Genomic DNA, 14,739 nt, shown 5'->3' on the forward strand with positions numbered 1-14,739 from the left:
CTGACAGACCGAGCCGTACGCTCTGGTCCATGCCTGCCGAATCCGTGACCCTGCGCCCCGTGGGCGAGGACGACCTGCCCCTGCTGGAGCGCTTCCTCACCGACCCCGAGGCGGCAGGGCCCTTCCAGTGGTACGGCTACGCCGACCCACGGCGGTTCCGGCAGCGCTGGACGGAGAACCGGCTGCTCGGCGAGGACGGCGGCGGGCTGATCGTCACGGCGGCGGCCGAGCCGCTGGGGTTCGTCGCCTGGCGGAAGGTCGTCGTCTCGGCCTCCACCTACTGCTGGAACATCGGCGCCCAGCTGCTGCCCGAGGCCCGGGGCCGGGGCATCGGCACCCGGGCCCAGCTACAGCTCGTCCGCTATCTCTTCGCCCACACCCCCGTGATGCGGATCGAGGCCGACACCGAGGCCGAGAACATCGCCGAGCAACGGGCCCTGGAGAAGGCCGGGTTCACCCGCGAGGGCGTAACTCGGGGCATCGTCTTCCGGGACGGCCGGTGGCGCGACGGCGTCGCCTACAGCGTGCTGCGCCACGACCCGCTGCCCGCCGACGTGTGAGGCGTACACCTCGTCGAGCAGGGTGGCGTAGGCCGCGATCATTCGGGTGCGGCTGAAGCGCTCGCGGGCGGCCTCCAGGGCCGGGGCCAGCTCCGTACGGCGGGCGGCCGCGGCGGACCAGGCCAGGGCGATCGCGCCCGGCTCCGGCGGGGTGACGAAGCCGAGGCCGTCGACGATCGACGCGCTGTCGCCGACGTCGGTCGTCACCGCGACCGCGCCGCACATCATGCCCTCGATCAGGCACAGCGGCGCCGCCTCGCCGGAGACGGAGGTCAGGGCGACGACGTCGGCGGCGGCGTAGACGGTCTCCATGTCGCCGCGCACGCCGAGCAGGCGGATCCGGTCCGCCAGGTGCCGGTCCTCGCCGAACGCGGTGTCGATGTCGGCCCGCAGCGCCGGGTTCTCGCCGGTCATGCCCGCGCCGCACATCAGCACATGGGCCTCGGGCTCACGGGACAGCCATGCGCGGGCCGCCCGGAGGAAGAGCGGGACGTTCTTCATCCCGGCGTAGCGGGCCGCGAAGACGACCACCGGGGCCGGGGCCGGGATGCCCAGGGACGCGCGGAACGCCAGCCGCGCGGCCGCGTCGGGGCGGAAGCGGAGGAGGTCCACCCCGTTGGGGATGACGTGCAGCACCTCGCCCGGGACGCCCGCCGCCTCGTACGCCGCCCTGGTCGACTCCGCGCAGCACACGCACGCCACCACCTTGCCCTCGGCGATGGCGGCCTTGAGCTCGTCCAGGGCGGGGCCCTGGTTCTCCGGGTCGGAGCGGTGCAGGCAGACCACCACCGGGCGGCGGGGCAGGCCGGCCTGGTTGAGCAGCGCCAGCGGCTGCTCCTTCAGGGAGAGGATCACATCCGCCCCGGCCATCGACCGAGCCGTTTCGGCCAGCTCCGGGCCGCTGAAATCGTCCGCCGCGAGCTCGCCGTCCACCAGGCCCGCGCTGCGGCCGAGCGAGGTGACGCCGACGCCGCCGGCGGTCAGCGCCCGGTAGCAGTGGTCGTCCTCCATGCGCTGCCGGGTGGCCTCGCGATGGACCTCGCCATGGAGGCTGAGCACCTGGTGGGACTGGCCGCCCTCGGCCAGTCCCAGTACGACGTCACTGTGCACGATCCGGGCTCCTCCGGAGAAGAAGCCCTCGTAGACCGAGAGCACACGCAGTCCGTGCCTCGCGCGCACGCGACCACCCGCCTTGCATAAATGATCGAGAAGATCGAGCCATCCCCGTCCAAAGCGGGATAGCCGATATGAGGCGGTACGGACATTGCGCCCGGGTTAACACAGAATGACGCGGATGAAACGGTGGCTAACAGAATTCCCCGTCGATCACCGACTGCATGTCCCCGGCCCAGTCGCCGTTGAAATTGAAGGCGATCGAATGATCGCCGGCCGCCGTCGTCATCGCCGTGGACGTCGACCCGTGGATGCCGCCGTTGTGCCCCCAGACGTGAACGCCGCAGGTCAGCCGGATGTCCATGAGTCCGAGGCCGTAGCGCGCGTTCGGGATGCCCGTGGCCTCGACCGTGGTCTTCATTTCCTTCAGCTGCTCGGGCGGCAGGAGTTTTCCGCGGAGCAGGGCGCTGTAGAAGCGGTCGAGATCGGCGGAGTCGGAGATCATTTCACCGGCGGACGAGGCCAGCGACGGATTCAGGGTCGTGACGTCGTACACCGGCCCCGCCGGGTCGAGGAATTTCGAGTAGGCGCGGCTGCTCGGGCGGGGCACCGTGGTCCGGGTGCCGGGGAGCGAGGTGCCCCGCAGCCGCAGCGGCGCGATGACGCGACGTTCGATCTCGGTGGCGTACGCATGGCCCGTCACCTTCTCGATCACCATTCCGGCCAGGACGTAGTTGGTGTTGGAGTACTTCCAGGAGGTGCCCGGCGCGAAGTACGGCGCGTGCTTCATGGCGATCGAGACCAGCTCGCCCGGGGCGAGCGTGTCGTAGCGGTGCCGGAAGAAGCCGTCCTTGGTGAAGACCGCCCGGTCGAAGTCCGCGTCGCCGGTGTAGTCGAAGATGCCGCTCGTGTGGTTCAGCAGCTGCCGGACGGTGATGTGGCGGCCGTCGTGGCCGTGCCCGTGGACGACGCCGGGCAGCCACTTCTCCACCGTGTCGTCCAGCGACAGCCGGCCCTCCGCCTCCAGCTGGAGCAGGACGGTGGCGACGAAGGTCTTGGTGATGCTCCCGACGCGGTACCGGTCGGCGGTGGAACGCGGCTCGCCTGTTGGGCGGTCACCCACGCCGGCGGTGGTGGACCAGGTGCCGTGGCCGTCCTTCGCGGTGGCGGTCACCCCGGGCACCCCGGCCGCGACCGCGGCCTCGATGGCCTTGCGGGTGGCGGCGTGCGAGTGCCCGCCCCTGGGGTGGGCGCCGGTGGCGGCCACGGCCGGAGCCGCGAGGGCCGCCGCGAGGAGCAGGGCGGTGGCGCCCACCAGAGTCGTGCGTACGCGCATGTCTTCCCCCAACCTGTGCGGTTCGTGCGGTCGGGGGAAGAAACCGATACCGGATGCGCGAAGGTTGCTCGCGTTACTCCGGTTGAGTGACTTTCAGCCCTTCTTCAGTACCAGCTCCGTGTTCCGGTCGGCCGCGCCGCCCGCGCCGAGGGTCTTGCTGGCGCCCGGGGCGTTGAAGGTCAGCTCGCGGTAGAGGGCGGCGAGGCCGGTCTGGGAGAGGTCGGCGAAGTCGGTGCGGTGCGGTGCGGCGGACTCGATCAGGGTGGTGAACACGGAGATCGTGCCGTCCTTGTTGTCGGCCAGCTCGATGATCCGGGCGAGGTGCGGGTAGTCGATGTGCGAGGCGGTGGAGATCTCCCAGAAGGAGCGGCCGCCGGAGGCCTGGTGCGGGGTGATGGCGTTCTTGTGGATGTGACCGTTCACCCACGCGAGCACGTTGGGATGGGCGGACAGGACCGTGAGCACCTCGGCGCCGCTGTGCCGCTTCTCGCCGGGGCGGGCCGGGTCGGGCCGGGTGTTGCCCATCGTGGTGCTGGTGTGGTGGCTGAAGACGACCGCGTGGGAGTCCTTGTTGGCCTTCAGCGTGCTGTCGAGCCAGTTCAGCTGGGCGGTGCCGATGGAGCCCGATGAGTCGCCGCCGGGGTCGGTGGTGTCGAGGCTGATGCCGATCACGTCGTCGGAGATGCGGAAGACGTAGTACTGGGTGCCCGCGTCGAGGTTCGCGGAGGAGTAGCCGTGCCCGACCGGACCGTGCCCCCGGTAGGCGGGGTCGAGGTGGGCCTTCAGATAGTCGGCGGGCGTGTACGGGGCCCGCTTCTCGTCCGGGGTGACCGAACGCATCGAGCGGGCGTGGGCCTTGAGGAAGTCCCGGTAGCCGGCACCTCGCGGGTCCTTGGCGCTGCTGATGGCCTCCTGGAGCTTCCTGGCGTCGGCGGCGGAGACGTCGAACAGCTTCCTGCCGCCGATGGCGGCCTCGGCGAGGTAGGGGTCGCCGTGGGAGCCGAAGCAGCCGAGGGGGAGGGCGTCGTGGTTGCCGACGGTGGAGTACCACGGCAGGTTGAGGCCGGGGCTGTTCACCTCGCGGATCGCGGCGGCCAGGAAGCCGTTCAGCTGCGGGAAGCCGAGCGCCTTGTCACGGTCGCGGGTGGCGGAGTCCGGCTGCCAGTACAGCTTCAGACCGGTGTTCTGCACCCCCTCGTAGTGCCGGGGGTCACCGGTGTTCGGGGTGATCCGGCCGCCGCTCATGATCTGCAGGAACCACTCCAGCTCGGAGTGGGCGTTGTTGTCGGTGTTGTCGCCGGTGGTCATCACGAAGTGCAGCGGGGCGCCGGTGGCCGGGGCCCCGGGCAGCGCGTTGACCCGCTCGACGAGCGCGATCGCGCCGGGCACGGTGAGCGCCTCCTGCGGGCGCCAGGAGTGCGGGGCGTTCGCGCGCAGGTACTCCAGGCGCAGCGGGTGCTGGACGTCCTGCAGGTGCAGATCGGTGAACTGCACGAACGCGGCGAGGACCGTACGGCGCTGCTCGCGGCCGGACTTGGGTGCGGCGAGCTCGCTGCGCACGACCCGCTTCCAGCCCGCCCCGTCGCCGAGGCGCTGGTAGCCGGAGCTGCTGCGCGGGGCGGCGACCGAGGCGAGCGTGGTGCCCTTGGTGTACGGCGCGGCCGGGGCGGCGGAGGTCCCTGCGAACTGGGCGACGGGTGCGTCCCCGATGCCGCCGGGACCGGTGGCGGCCTGGCTGTCGGTGGGACGGAGGGCGTAGCCGACGCCCGCGGAGAGCGCGACCGCTCCGGTGGCGGCGAGGACGGTACGGCGGTTGGCCCCCAGGCTGGAGGCAGCGGAGGCGGTGACAGAGCGTTTGCGCGACATTGGCGCGATCTCCCCGAGTGCGAACGCGTCGGCAGTGGTCGCGGGTCGTCGCCGAACGCGAACGCCCCGCTCGCTCAGGATCGTTGGCACCGGGGATGACCTGCGCGTGAACGCGGCGGCAACGCGCAGCGCCGATCACCGTACGTGGATCACGGGGTACCGGAGGCGGTCATGGAGTGGATCGCGGGCGGCCGGGGGCCGGTCACTCCTCGTTCATCTCCTGGGGAAGGGGACGGGTTCCGGCGGTGAGATGTCCGTGCGCGGGGCGTTCCCGCCACAGGCGCAGGGCGGTGTCGACGAGCGGGACCCGGTTCAGGTCCGGTACGGCCGAAAGGTCCTGCCAGGCGGCGAAATCGGTCGATCCGCCGACCTCGTACCGGAGTTCACCGCCGACGACCTCTCCTTCGTAGACGAGGCGCAGGGCGTGGTGGTCGGTGGGGCGGTGCCGGCCCACGGTCAGCCGGCAGGAGTCCACGCCGAGGAGACCGGTCACCGCTATGCGGTAGCCGGTCTCCTCGGTCAGCTCGCGGCGGACGGTGTCGTACGGGTCCTCGCCGTGCTCCATGCCGCCGCCCGGCAGCACCCACTCCTGGGTGCCGCCGGGACCGGGGGAACGCGCCAGCAGGATCTGTCCGTCGCGGACACACACGGCGTAGGCCGCCACCCTCAAGTTCCGTCGCATGGGGGGACGTTAGCGCTGGATGTCCTGATTCGCCGGTGAGTATTCGGGTGCGGACCAGCGCAGCGGCAGGGCGGCCGGGGTCCACAGGGCCTCGGTGAGGGTGAAGCGGACGCTTCGCCGGCCGTCGGAGGTGAACTCGGCATGCGCCTCGCCGGTGAGCTGGAGGGTGGTGCCGGTGGTCCAGTCGAGGAAGAGCAGTCCGGTGCGCGGGTCGCCGCGCAGGTTGCCGAGGGTGAGGAACATGGCGTTGCCGGGGTAGTCCGGCCAGGTCAGTTCGCGTGAGGACGTGACCTCGACGAAGCCGGGATTGCCGCCTCGGTGACTGGCGTCGGCTCCGGCGGAGTGCACCGTGGCCATGAAGAAGGTGTCGGCCGCTCTGACGAACTCCTGCTGTTCCGGGGCGAGTTCGGTCAGCCGGCGGGGGCTGCCCGGGGTGCGGTCGGCGAGGGTCTCGTACGACTCCCTGCGCTGGATGTGTTTGGGGCAGTTGGAGAAGACCTGGTCCGCGGCGACGGCGAACCCGCGAGGGGTGGGCCGCAGTCGGCCGTTGAGGCGCATCCGGCGGCGGGTGCGGGGGTCCAGGGCGATGGTGCCAACGGGGGTGCCGGCGGTTTTGAGGGCCGCGTCGAGAGGATCGGCCCCATGTCCGGCACCCGTGACGACCGACATCTGTCTCGGGCCCGTCGCGCGTACGAAACCCGGGTCGCCCGTGAGGGCGGACGCCCACACCCGCCCCGTCCCCGGATCCGCCGCTCCCACCACCAGCAGGGGCTGGAGTTCCAGGAAGGCCGCCGCGACCGGCTTGATGTCCTGGCCGAGGGAGCGGCCCACATGGTCGGCGCGGTCGCGGACGCCCATCAGTTCCTGCACGGCGAGCGAGCCCGCGTGATAGGTGCCCATGACTAGAAGAAACCGCAGGTCGGGGCGGAGGCGTGGGGGGCCGGGGCGCCATCGGAGCCGAGAGGAGCGGAGATCTCCAGGCGGATGCCGTCCGGGTCGTGGAAGAAGATCCCGCCCGAGGTGCCGCCCTCGCGGTGGGCCACCACGCCGTCGTGGGCGAAGTCCACTCCGGCGGCCCTCAGCGCGGTCTCGTACTCGCGGACGCGGTCGATCGAGTCGACCGTGAACGCGAGGTGGTGCAGCCCGGGGCGACCGCTGTCGTACGACCCCTGCGCCTGCTGCCAGAGGGTGACGAGCGGGGCGCCGCCGGTCTCCCCCAGCATCGCCCAGCGCTGGTCGTCCTCCTTGCCCTCGGCGAGCACGGCGAAGCCGAGGAGGTCGCGGTAGAGGGCGAGCGAGCGGTCGAGGTCGGTGACGTTCAGACCTGTGTGCGCGATGCGCGGAGCCATGGTGTTCTCCTTCGGGATCTCCCTAACCTTCTTTATCCACATTAGAAGGTTAGAGAGCGGAAGGTCAACCGGTCACATACAATTGAGTGGTTAGAAGAGAAGGAGCGCCCGATGACCACCCCTCGCGACCCCCGCCCCCTGACCGGCGAGCCCCTCGCGCTCGATCTGCTCAACACCCGGTGGAACCGGGAGGGCGTCACCCAGGACCTGCTCGCCGACGCCGACGGGCTGGCGGTGTGGCTCGCGAGCAACGGGCTGGCCGGGGACCATGCGGCCGACGCGGAGGTGCTGGGGCATCTGCGCGAGGCGCGCGAGGCGATCGGGGTCGCGGTGCACGACTCGCCGCGCGCGGCGGCACCCCTCGTGGACGCCGTACTGGCACACGGGCGGATCCGGGCCCGGCTGACCCCCGACGGCCCCGCGGAGGAACCGGAGTTCGCCGATCCGTCGTGGGGACCGGCCTGGCTCGCCGCCCGGAACTACCTGGACCTGATCACCCGGGCCCCGGAGCGCATCCGGACCTGCGCCGGCGGCAGCTGCATCCTGCACTTCTTCGACACGTCCCGGAACGGCACCCGCCGCTGGTGCTCGATGGCCGCGTGCGGCAACCGCGCGAAGGCGTCCCGGCACTACGCGCGCTCGAAGGAGAGCTGACCGCGGCGTCACGCCGTACCGGCCGGCACCGACACGTCGTAACGGAAGTAACGGAAGTAAGCGAAGTAACGTAACGGAAGTAACCGAAGTAACGGAACGGCTCGGGTGGGGCGGGTGTCCGGGGGGACACCCGCCCGTCACGGCGTGCCGGTGGGCGGCGTCTCTTCGGCGGGGCAGGTCAGGTGCCGGGAGCCGGGCAGCGCCTGGGTGATCCAGGCGCGGTCGACGGCCACGCGGGTGTCGCCGACGGCCCACAGGCTCGCGTTCTGCTGTCCCACGCCGACCCGGACGAGCACGTGCTGTCCGGTGCGCGGGGCCGGTTTCGCGCCGCCGTCGAGCAGGACACCGACCTCGGCCGGTCCATGGGCCGGTTTGTAGGAGCGGATCACCTTCAGCGTGATCCGGTTCCAGGGGGACTGTTCCTGCGGCTCCACCCTGGTCACGGTGCCCTCCACGACCAGCCTGGAGCAGGCCAGGTCGAGTTCCGGGTCGGCGGGCCGCCCGCCGTCCCCGGAGACCCTGGCCGGGGCATCCGCGCCCTTGGCCGCCGACGTGGGGCTGCCGCCGTCCGAGCCACCGGAGTGGGTGACCAGCCAGCCGAACCCGGCGACCAGCGCGAAGGCCGCGGCCCCGGCGAGCGCCCCGAACGCGATCCGCGTCGCCCGGCGCGGCCCGGCGGGCCGGCCGGGCCGCGCCGGCTGCGGGGGCCGGCGCCCGCCGGTGCGCCCCGGCCGTGTGACGCCTCGCGGCCGGGACACCGGCCCGGGATGCCCGGCCGCCTCCTCCTCCCCGGTCAGCGCCTCCGCGAGCCAGGCCAGCTGTTCCCTCAGTACTGCCACGTCGGCCTCGGCGGCCCGGTGCTCGGCAAGGAGGGCGGGGTCCCGGCGGGCCTCCTCGGGCAGCGGTTCCCCCGTGACGGCGGCCATCAACGCGTCCATGCCGCCCAACTCCCCGGCACCTCCCGTACCGTCCGCCCCCTGCGCACCCCCGTGTCCGGCGGTCACGTCACACCACCTCGTCCTCGTGCAGGCGGTCGCGCAGGGCGCGGACCGCCGTGTGCAGCCTGCTCTTGACCGTGCCCTCGGGGATGCCCAGTTCCTCGGCGATGGCCCGGACGGGCAGGTCGGCGAAGAAGCGCAGCACGAGCACCTGCCGCTGGGCGGCGGGCAGGTCGTCCAGGCCCTGGGCGACGGCGAGGGAGAGCAGGCTGGTCTCCTCGCCGGAGGGGTGCGCGGGCTCGTGCAGCGCGGCCAGCCGCTCCCCCAGCCGCTCCTGGCGCCGCTTGGACCGGTGCCAGTCCATGGCGAGGTTGGAGGCGACCACCGCCGCCCACGCCGACACGTCCCGCGGTGCCTCCCGACCGCTCGCGGTCCGCTCCAGCAGCCGCAGCCGTACCTGCTGCACCCCGTCCGGCAGGTCCGACTGCGGCACCCCGCCGAGCGCCAGCACCGCCCGCACCCGGCGTTCCTGGGCCGCGTCCAGCGGATCGTCGTACGACGTCTGCTCGCGGCGCGCTCTTCCGCGCAGCACCAGCCACCCCCTCACGCGTTTCTCCTACGACGCGGCAGCGGGCGGAAACGTTCGGGCCGATGTCGTCCGGTTCGCGGAGGCGTACGTCACATCGCCGTGTGGCCGGGAACCGCAGGGGCAGGGGCGGGACAGCACAGCTTGCGGCCCGGATGCCCGGCGGAGGGAATTTCTCCAGCTCAGCGGGGTGTCCGACGGAGGTACGGAACCGTCCGCCGGGTGATCGTGTCCCACCTTTCGGGCACGAGCGGCAAAGAATTGGACAGGTGGACCGGGGTCGGCCGCATGATGGAAAAGCCCCGGTCATGCACGAGACACAAAGAGGGAGTCACTGTGAGGGTCGGAATCGTCGGAGCCACCGGTCAGGTCGGCACGGTCATGCGCAGGATCCTCGCGGAGCGGAACTTCCCGGTGACCCAGCTGCGGCTGTTCGCCTCGGCGCGCTCGGCCGGCACCGTGCTGGACGGGGTGACGGTGGAGGACGCGGCGACCGCCGACTACACCGGCCTGGACATCGTGCTCTTCTCCGCCGGCGGCGCGACCTCCAAGGCGCTGGCCGAGAAGGTCGCCGCCCAGGGCGCGGTCGTGATCGACAACTCCTCGGCCTGGCGCAAGGACCCCGAGGTCCCCCTGGTGGTCTCCGAGGTGAACCCGCACGCGGTCGCCGACCGCCCGAAGGGCATCATCGCCAACCCGAACTGCACCACCATGGCCGCGATGCCGGTCCTCAAGCCGCTGCACGAGGAGGCCGGCCTTCAGGCGCTGGTCGTCGCCACCTACCAGGCGGTGTCCGGCTCGGGTCTCGCGGGCGTGGCCGAGCTGCACGGCCAGGTGCAGAAGGTGGCCGCCGAGGCCGACAAGCTCACCCACGACGGCCGGGCGGTCGACTTCCCGGAGCCGAACGTCTACAAGCGCACCATCGCCTTCAACGTGCTGCCCTTCGCCGGCAACCTCGTCGACGACGGTCTGAACGAGACCGACGAGGAGCAGAAGCTGCGCAACGAGTCCCGCAAGATCCTGGAGATCCCCGCCCTGAAGGTCTCCGGCACCTGCGTGCGCGTCCCGGTCTTCTCCGGCCACTCCCTCCAGATCAACGCCCGCTTCGCCCGCCCGATCTCCCCCGAGCGCGCGACCGAGATCCTCTCCGGCGCCCCCGGCGTGGCCCTCTCCGACATCCCGACCCCGCTGCAGGCGGCCGGCCAGGACCCGTCGTACGTCGGCCGCATCCGCCGCGACGAGACGGTGGACAACGGCCTCGCCCTGTTCGTCTCCAACGACAACCTCCGCAAGGGCGCCGCGCTGAACGCGGTCCAGATCGCGGAGCTGGTGGCGGCGGAACTGTCCGCGAAGTAGGCGGGCCGTACGGCACAGGGGCGGTCACCGTGGTGTGGCCGCCCCTTTCGTGTCCACGACCGCCGCCGGCAGCGCAAGGACCGCCGCCGCACCTCAAGAGCGCCGCACCTCGTACAGAAAGCACCCGTACTCCACCGCCCGCACCTGCACCACCGCCACCTCCGGGTCGGCGAAGGCCTCCGCGAGGGCGGAGAGGAAGTCGTCGGCCACCAGGCGGCCGCCCAGGATCCGGCCGTCGGCCGAGTACCGGCGGAGCACGCGGTGGGCGTCGGTGAAGGGCAGGGCGGCGGTGCCGGACGGGCCCGGGCACTCCTCGGCGTGGATGAAGACCGGGCCCTGCTCGTCGTACGCGCCGGGAGCGGCACCCGTCTCGGCCGCCCAGCGGCGCAGGGGCGCGTACGACACCAGGGCGATGCGCTCACCCGGCCGGCTGCGGCGCAGGCAGCAGCGCAGCGGGGCGCCGCCCTCCTCGTCGGTGAAGGGGGCGAGGGGACGGCCCGCGTCGTCGGCGGTGCGCAGCTCCTTCAGCGACCCGGTCGGGACGGGGCGTGCGGTGTACGTCGTCATGCCCCCAGCGTCCTGCGCCGGCGCCCCGCTGACCGGCGGCAAACGGACATCGCGTTGCCCGTGGGTCCCGTGGAAGGATGACGGAACCGACACATATCGAGGAGATGACCGCGTGCCTGGCACAAACCTGACTCGCGAAGAGGCGCAGCAGCGGGCAGAGCTGCTCACCGTTGACTCGTACGAGATCGATCTCGACCTCTCCGGCGCGCAGGAGGGCGGTACCTACCGGTCCGTGACCACGGTGCGCTTCGACGCCGCCCACACCGGCGCGGAGTCCTTCATCGACCTGGTGGCGCCCACCGTCCACGAGGTCACCCTGAACGGTGACGCGCTCGACCCCGCCGAGGTCTTCAAGGACTCGCGGATCGCCCTGCCGGGGCTGCTGGAGGGGCGCAACGTGCTCCGGGTCGTCGCGGACTGCGCCTACACCAACACCGGCGAGGGCCTGCACCGCTTCGTGGACCCGGTGGACGAGCAGGCGTACCTGTACACCCAGTTCGAGGTCCCGGACGCCCGCCGCGTCTTCGCCTCCTTCGAGCAGCCGGACCTGAAGGCCACCTTCCAGTTCACCGTGCGGGCGCCCGAGGGGTGGACGGTGGTCTCGAACTCGCCGACCCCCGAGCCGCAGGACAACGTCTGGGCCTTCGAGCCGACCCCGCGCATCTCGTCGTACGTCACCGCGCTGATCGTCGGTCCGTACCACTCCGTGCACAGCGTGTACGAGAAGGACGGGCAGAGCGTGCCGCTGGGCATCTACTGCCGTCCGTCCCTCGCCGAGTTCCTGGACTCGGACGCGATCTTCGAGGTGACCCGGCAGGGCTTCGACTGGTTCCAGGAGAAGTTCGACCACGCCTACCCCTTCGCGAAGTACGACCAGCTGTTCGTGCCCGAGTTCAACGCGGGCGCGATGGAGAACGCGGGTGCCGTCACCATCCGCGACCAGTACGTCTTCCGGTCCAAGGTGACCGACGCGGCGTACGAGGTCCGGGCCGAGACGATCCTGCACGAGCTGGCCCACATGTGGTTCGGCGACCTGGTCACCATGGAGTGGTGGAACGACCTGTGGCTGAACGAGTCGTTCGCCACCTACACCTCCATCGCCTGCCAGGCCGCCGCGCCCGGCTCGCGCTGGCCGCACTCGTGGACCACGTTCGCGAACTCGATGAAGACCTGGGCGTACCGGCAGGACCAGCTGCCGTCCACGCACCCGATCATGGCGGACATCCGCGACCTGGACGACGTCCTCGTCAACTTCGACGGCATCACGTACGCCAAGGGCGCGAGCGTGCTGAAGCAGCTCGTCGCGTATGTCGGCGAGGACGAGTTCTTCAAGGGCGTGCAGGCCTACTTCAAGCGGCACGCGTACGGCAACACGCGCCTGTCCGACCTGCTCGGCGCGCTGGAGGAGACCTCCGGGCGCGACCTGAAGACCTGGTCGAGGAAGTGGCTGGAGACGGCGGGCATCAACATCCTCCGCCCGGAGATCGCCACCGACGCCGACGGCGTCATCACCTCCTTCGCCGTCCGCCAGGAGGCCCCGGCGCTGCCCGCCGGCGCCAAGGGCGAGCCGGTGCTGCGCCCGCACCGCATCGCGATCGGCCTGTACGACCTCGACGCCGGCTCCGGCAAGCTGGTGCGCACCGAGCGCGTCGAGCTGGACGTCGACGGCGAGCTGACGGCCGTACCGCAGCTGACCGGCAAGCGCCGTCCGGCTGTCGTCCTGCTCAACGACGACGACCTGTCGTACGCCAAGGTCCGCCTGGACGAGGAGTCCCTGAAGACGGTCACCGAGCACCTCGGCGACTTCGAGCAGTCCCTCCCGCGGGCCCTGTGCTGGGCCTCGGCCTGGGACATGACCCGAGACGCCGAGCTGGCGACCCGCGACTACCTCTCCCTGGTCCTGTCCGGCATCGCCAAGGAGTCGGACATCGGCGTGGTGCAGTCGCTGCAGCGCCAGGTCAAGCTCGCCCTGGACCTGTACGCCGACCCGGCCGCCCGCGAGTCCCTGCTGACCCGCTGGACCGACGCCACGCTGGCCCACCTGCGTGCGGCGGAGCCGGGCAGCGACCACCAGCTGGCCTGGGCCCGTGCCTTCGCGGCGACCGCCCGCACGCCGGAGCAGCTGGACCTGCTGGAGGGGCTGCTGGAGGGCACCCAGACCGTCGAGGGCCTGGCCGTGGACACCGAGCTGCGCTGGGCGTTCGTGGAGCGGCTGGCGGCGGTCGGCCGCTACGACGAGGTGGAGATCGCCGCCGAGTACGAGCGGGACAGGACGGCCGCCGGTGAGCGGCACGCGGCCACCGCCCGCGCGGCCCGCCCGACCGAGGAGGCCAAGGCGGAGGCCTGGGCCTCGGTGGTCGACTCCGACAAGCTGCCGAACGCCGTGCAGGAGGCGGTGATCGGCGGTTTCGTGCAGACCGACCAGCGCGAGCTGCTCGCGCCGTACGCGGACCGGTACTTCGAGGTCGTCAAGGACGTCTGGGACTCCCGGTCGCACGAGATCGCCCAGCAGATCGCCGTCGGCCTGTACCCGGCGGTCCAGGTCTCCGAGGCGACCCTCGCCAAGACCGACACCTGGCTGGCCGCGGCCGAGCCGAACGCGGCCCTGCGCCGCCTCGTCTCGGAGTCCCGCTCGGGCATCGAGCGGGCGCTGAAGGCCCAGGCGGCGGACGCGGCGACCGAGTAGCCACCGTTCGACGAGGGGCGCCCGGCATCCGTGCCGGGCGCCCCTTTCCCTGCCGACGGCCTTCAGCGCGCCGGGGCGCCTTTGCCCTGCGGCTTGCCTTCAGCGCGCCGGGCGCTCCTTCCCCTGCCGGCAGGCCTTCAGCCGACGGCCACCGCCCGCAGCGTCTCCAGCACCCGGGCCACCGCCCGCCCCGTCTCCCCGCCCCTGCGCACCGCCGCCGTCACATGCCGCACCGGACCGTCCGGACCGAGGTCGCGCATCACCACGCCGTCCCGGCGGCCCGCGGCCATGCGTGGGACCAGGGCCACTCCCATGCCCGCCTCCACCATGGCGAGGATCGCGGTCCAGCCGGAGGCCGAGTGGCCCTGGTGGGGGCTGAAGCCGGCCGCCTCGCAGGCGCGGCGGGTGATGTCGGACCAGGGGCCGCTGCCGCCGAAGATCCAGGGATCGGCGGCCAGGTCGGTCAGGTTCAGGGAGTCCGCGCGGGCGAGCGGGTGGTCCGGGGGCAGGGCCACGTCCAAGGGGTCGGCCAGCAGGGGGACTTGGGTGAAGCGGGGGTCCGCCGCGCTGGGGGCCGACGCCGCCAGGGACAGGGCGAGGTCGACCTCGCCGGCGGTCAGGAGGTCGTAGGCCTCGGCGGCCTCCGCCTCCCGGACCCGGACCGTCACCCGGGGGTGCGTGTCCCGCAGGGTCCGCACGGCCGGTACGACCAGGGCGGGGACGGACGTCGGGAACGCGGCGACCCGGACCTCCCCCGCCTCCCCCTGGACGTACGCCGCCAACGCGGCCTCCGTGCGCTCCAGTTGCTCGAAGACCGGCTCGGTGTGGGCCAGCACCAGGCGGGCCGCGTCGGTGAGCCGTACCCGGCGGCCCCGCGCCTCCAACAGAGGCACGCCGAGCTGCCGGGCGAGATTGGTGAGCTGCTGGGAGACGGCGGACGGGGTCATGTGCAGGGCCTCGGCCGTCGCGGTCACGGTGCCGCGCTCGCGCAGGGTGCGCAGGATCTGCAGCTTTCGGATGTCCCACTCGGCCATGCCGGGAAAGCT

Annotated in this window: 13 protein-coding genes and 1 pseudogene; 4 read left to right on the forward strand and 10 right to left on the reverse strand. The window is 72.2% G+C overall.

From position 1 onward, the window contains the following. Positions 1-29 precede the first annotated feature (29 nt). Positions 30-398: pseudogene (locus tag ACWC2T_RS22615) on the forward strand (GNAT family N-acetyltransferase); the annotation flags it as partial. Here the strand turns inward: ACWC2T_RS22615 and ACWC2T_RS22620 are convergent. From ACWC2T_RS22620 to ACWC2T_RS22645, 6 genes are all read right to left on the reverse strand, one after another. Continuing rightward, entirely contained in the window at positions 348-1,715 is a 1,368-nt protein-coding gene (locus ACWC2T_RS22620; protein ID WP_450672241.1) for a glycosyltransferase, read from the reverse strand. The pseudogene ACWC2T_RS22615 and the gene ACWC2T_RS22620 overlap by 51 nt on opposite strands. A gap of 151 nt (positions 1,716-1,866) precedes the next feature. Next, positions 1,867-3,009, reverse strand: a complete 1,143-nt coding sequence (locus ACWC2T_RS22625; protein ID WP_450672141.1) for a serine hydrolase domain-containing protein — start codon at positions 3,007-3,009, stop codon at positions 1,867-1,869. 93 nt (positions 3,010-3,102) lie between these two features. Beyond that, complete coding sequence (locus ACWC2T_RS22630; RefSeq protein WP_450672142.1) at positions 3,103-4,875, reverse strand: TIGR03767 family metallophosphoesterase; 1,773 nt, start codon at positions 4,873-4,875, stop codon at positions 3,103-3,105. Between the two features lie 202 nt (positions 4,876-5,077). Beyond that, on the reverse strand, positions 5,078-5,539 hold the full coding sequence (locus tag ACWC2T_RS22635) for an NUDIX hydrolase (protein WP_450672242.1): 462 nt from the start codon (positions 5,537-5,539) through the stop codon (positions 5,078-5,080). Between the two features lie 27 nt (positions 5,540-5,566). Continuing rightward, positions 5,567-6,457, reverse strand: coding sequence for a pyridoxamine 5'-phosphate oxidase family protein (locus ACWC2T_RS22640; protein WP_450672143.1), 891 nt, complete (start codon positions 6,455-6,457; stop codon positions 5,567-5,569). Positions 6,458-6,459: 2 nt separating this feature from the next. Further along, positions 6,460-6,906 carry a VOC family protein gene (locus ACWC2T_RS22645; RefSeq protein WP_450672144.1) on the reverse strand — a complete coding sequence of 149 codons (447 nt, stop codon included), beginning with the start codon at positions 6,904-6,906 and terminating at the stop codon, positions 6,460-6,462. Between the two features lie 111 nt (positions 6,907-7,017). On the opposite strand from ACWC2T_RS22645, the gene ACWC2T_RS22650 reads away from it, so the two are divergent. Next, positions 7,018-7,560 (forward strand): CGNR zinc finger domain-containing protein, encoded by a 543-nt coding sequence (locus ACWC2T_RS22650; protein ID WP_450672145.1) that lies wholly within the window; start codon positions 7,018-7,020, stop codon positions 7,558-7,560. Positions 7,561-7,697: 137 nt separating this feature from the next. Here the strand turns inward: ACWC2T_RS22650 and ACWC2T_RS22655 are convergent, their stop codons facing one another. Together ACWC2T_RS22655 and ACWC2T_RS22660 are read right to left on the reverse strand one after the other, a co-directional pair. Next, entirely contained in the window at positions 7,698-8,564 is an 867-nt protein-coding gene (locus ACWC2T_RS22655; RefSeq protein WP_450672146.1) for a hypothetical protein, read from the reverse strand. Position 8,565: 1 nt separating this feature from the next. Further along, positions 8,566-9,090, reverse strand: coding sequence for an RNA polymerase sigma factor (locus ACWC2T_RS22660; RefSeq protein WP_450672243.1), 525 nt, complete (start codon positions 9,088-9,090; stop codon positions 8,566-8,568). Positions 9,091-9,420: 330 nt separating this feature from the next. Here ACWC2T_RS22660 and ACWC2T_RS22665 point away from each other — a divergent pair, with 330 nt between their 5' ends. Continuing rightward, a complete protein-coding gene (locus ACWC2T_RS22665) occupies positions 9,421-10,440 on the forward strand; it encodes an aspartate-semialdehyde dehydrogenase (protein ID WP_450672147.1) in 1,020 nt (339 codons plus the stop codon). 93 nt (positions 10,441-10,533) lie between these two features. On the opposite strand, the gene ACWC2T_RS22670 is transcribed toward ACWC2T_RS22665, so the two are convergent. Continuing rightward, the gene (locus tag ACWC2T_RS22670) at positions 10,534-11,007 is read right to left on the reverse strand and encodes a DUF1203 domain-containing protein (protein ID WP_450672148.1); all 474 of its coding nucleotides are present in this window, start codon (positions 11,005-11,007) and stop codon (positions 10,534-10,536) included. Between the two features lie 112 nt (positions 11,008-11,119). Here ACWC2T_RS22670 and pepN point away from each other — a divergent pair, with 112 nt between their 5' ends. Further along, a complete protein-coding gene (gene pepN, locus ACWC2T_RS22675; protein ID WP_450672149.1) occupies positions 11,120-13,693 on the forward strand; it encodes an aminopeptidase N in 2,574 nt (857 codons plus the stop codon). 137 nt (positions 13,694-13,830) lie between these two features. Here pepN and ACWC2T_RS22680 read toward each other — a convergent pair whose 3' ends face one another. Continuing rightward, positions 13,831-14,727: a LysR family transcriptional regulator gene (locus ACWC2T_RS22680; protein ID WP_450672150.1), complete on the reverse strand. Its 897-nt coding sequence runs from the start codon at positions 14,725-14,727 to the stop codon at positions 13,831-13,833. Positions 14,728-14,739: the final 12 nt, after the last annotated feature.

This window comes from Streptomyces sp. NPDC001393, from assembly GCF_053597455.1.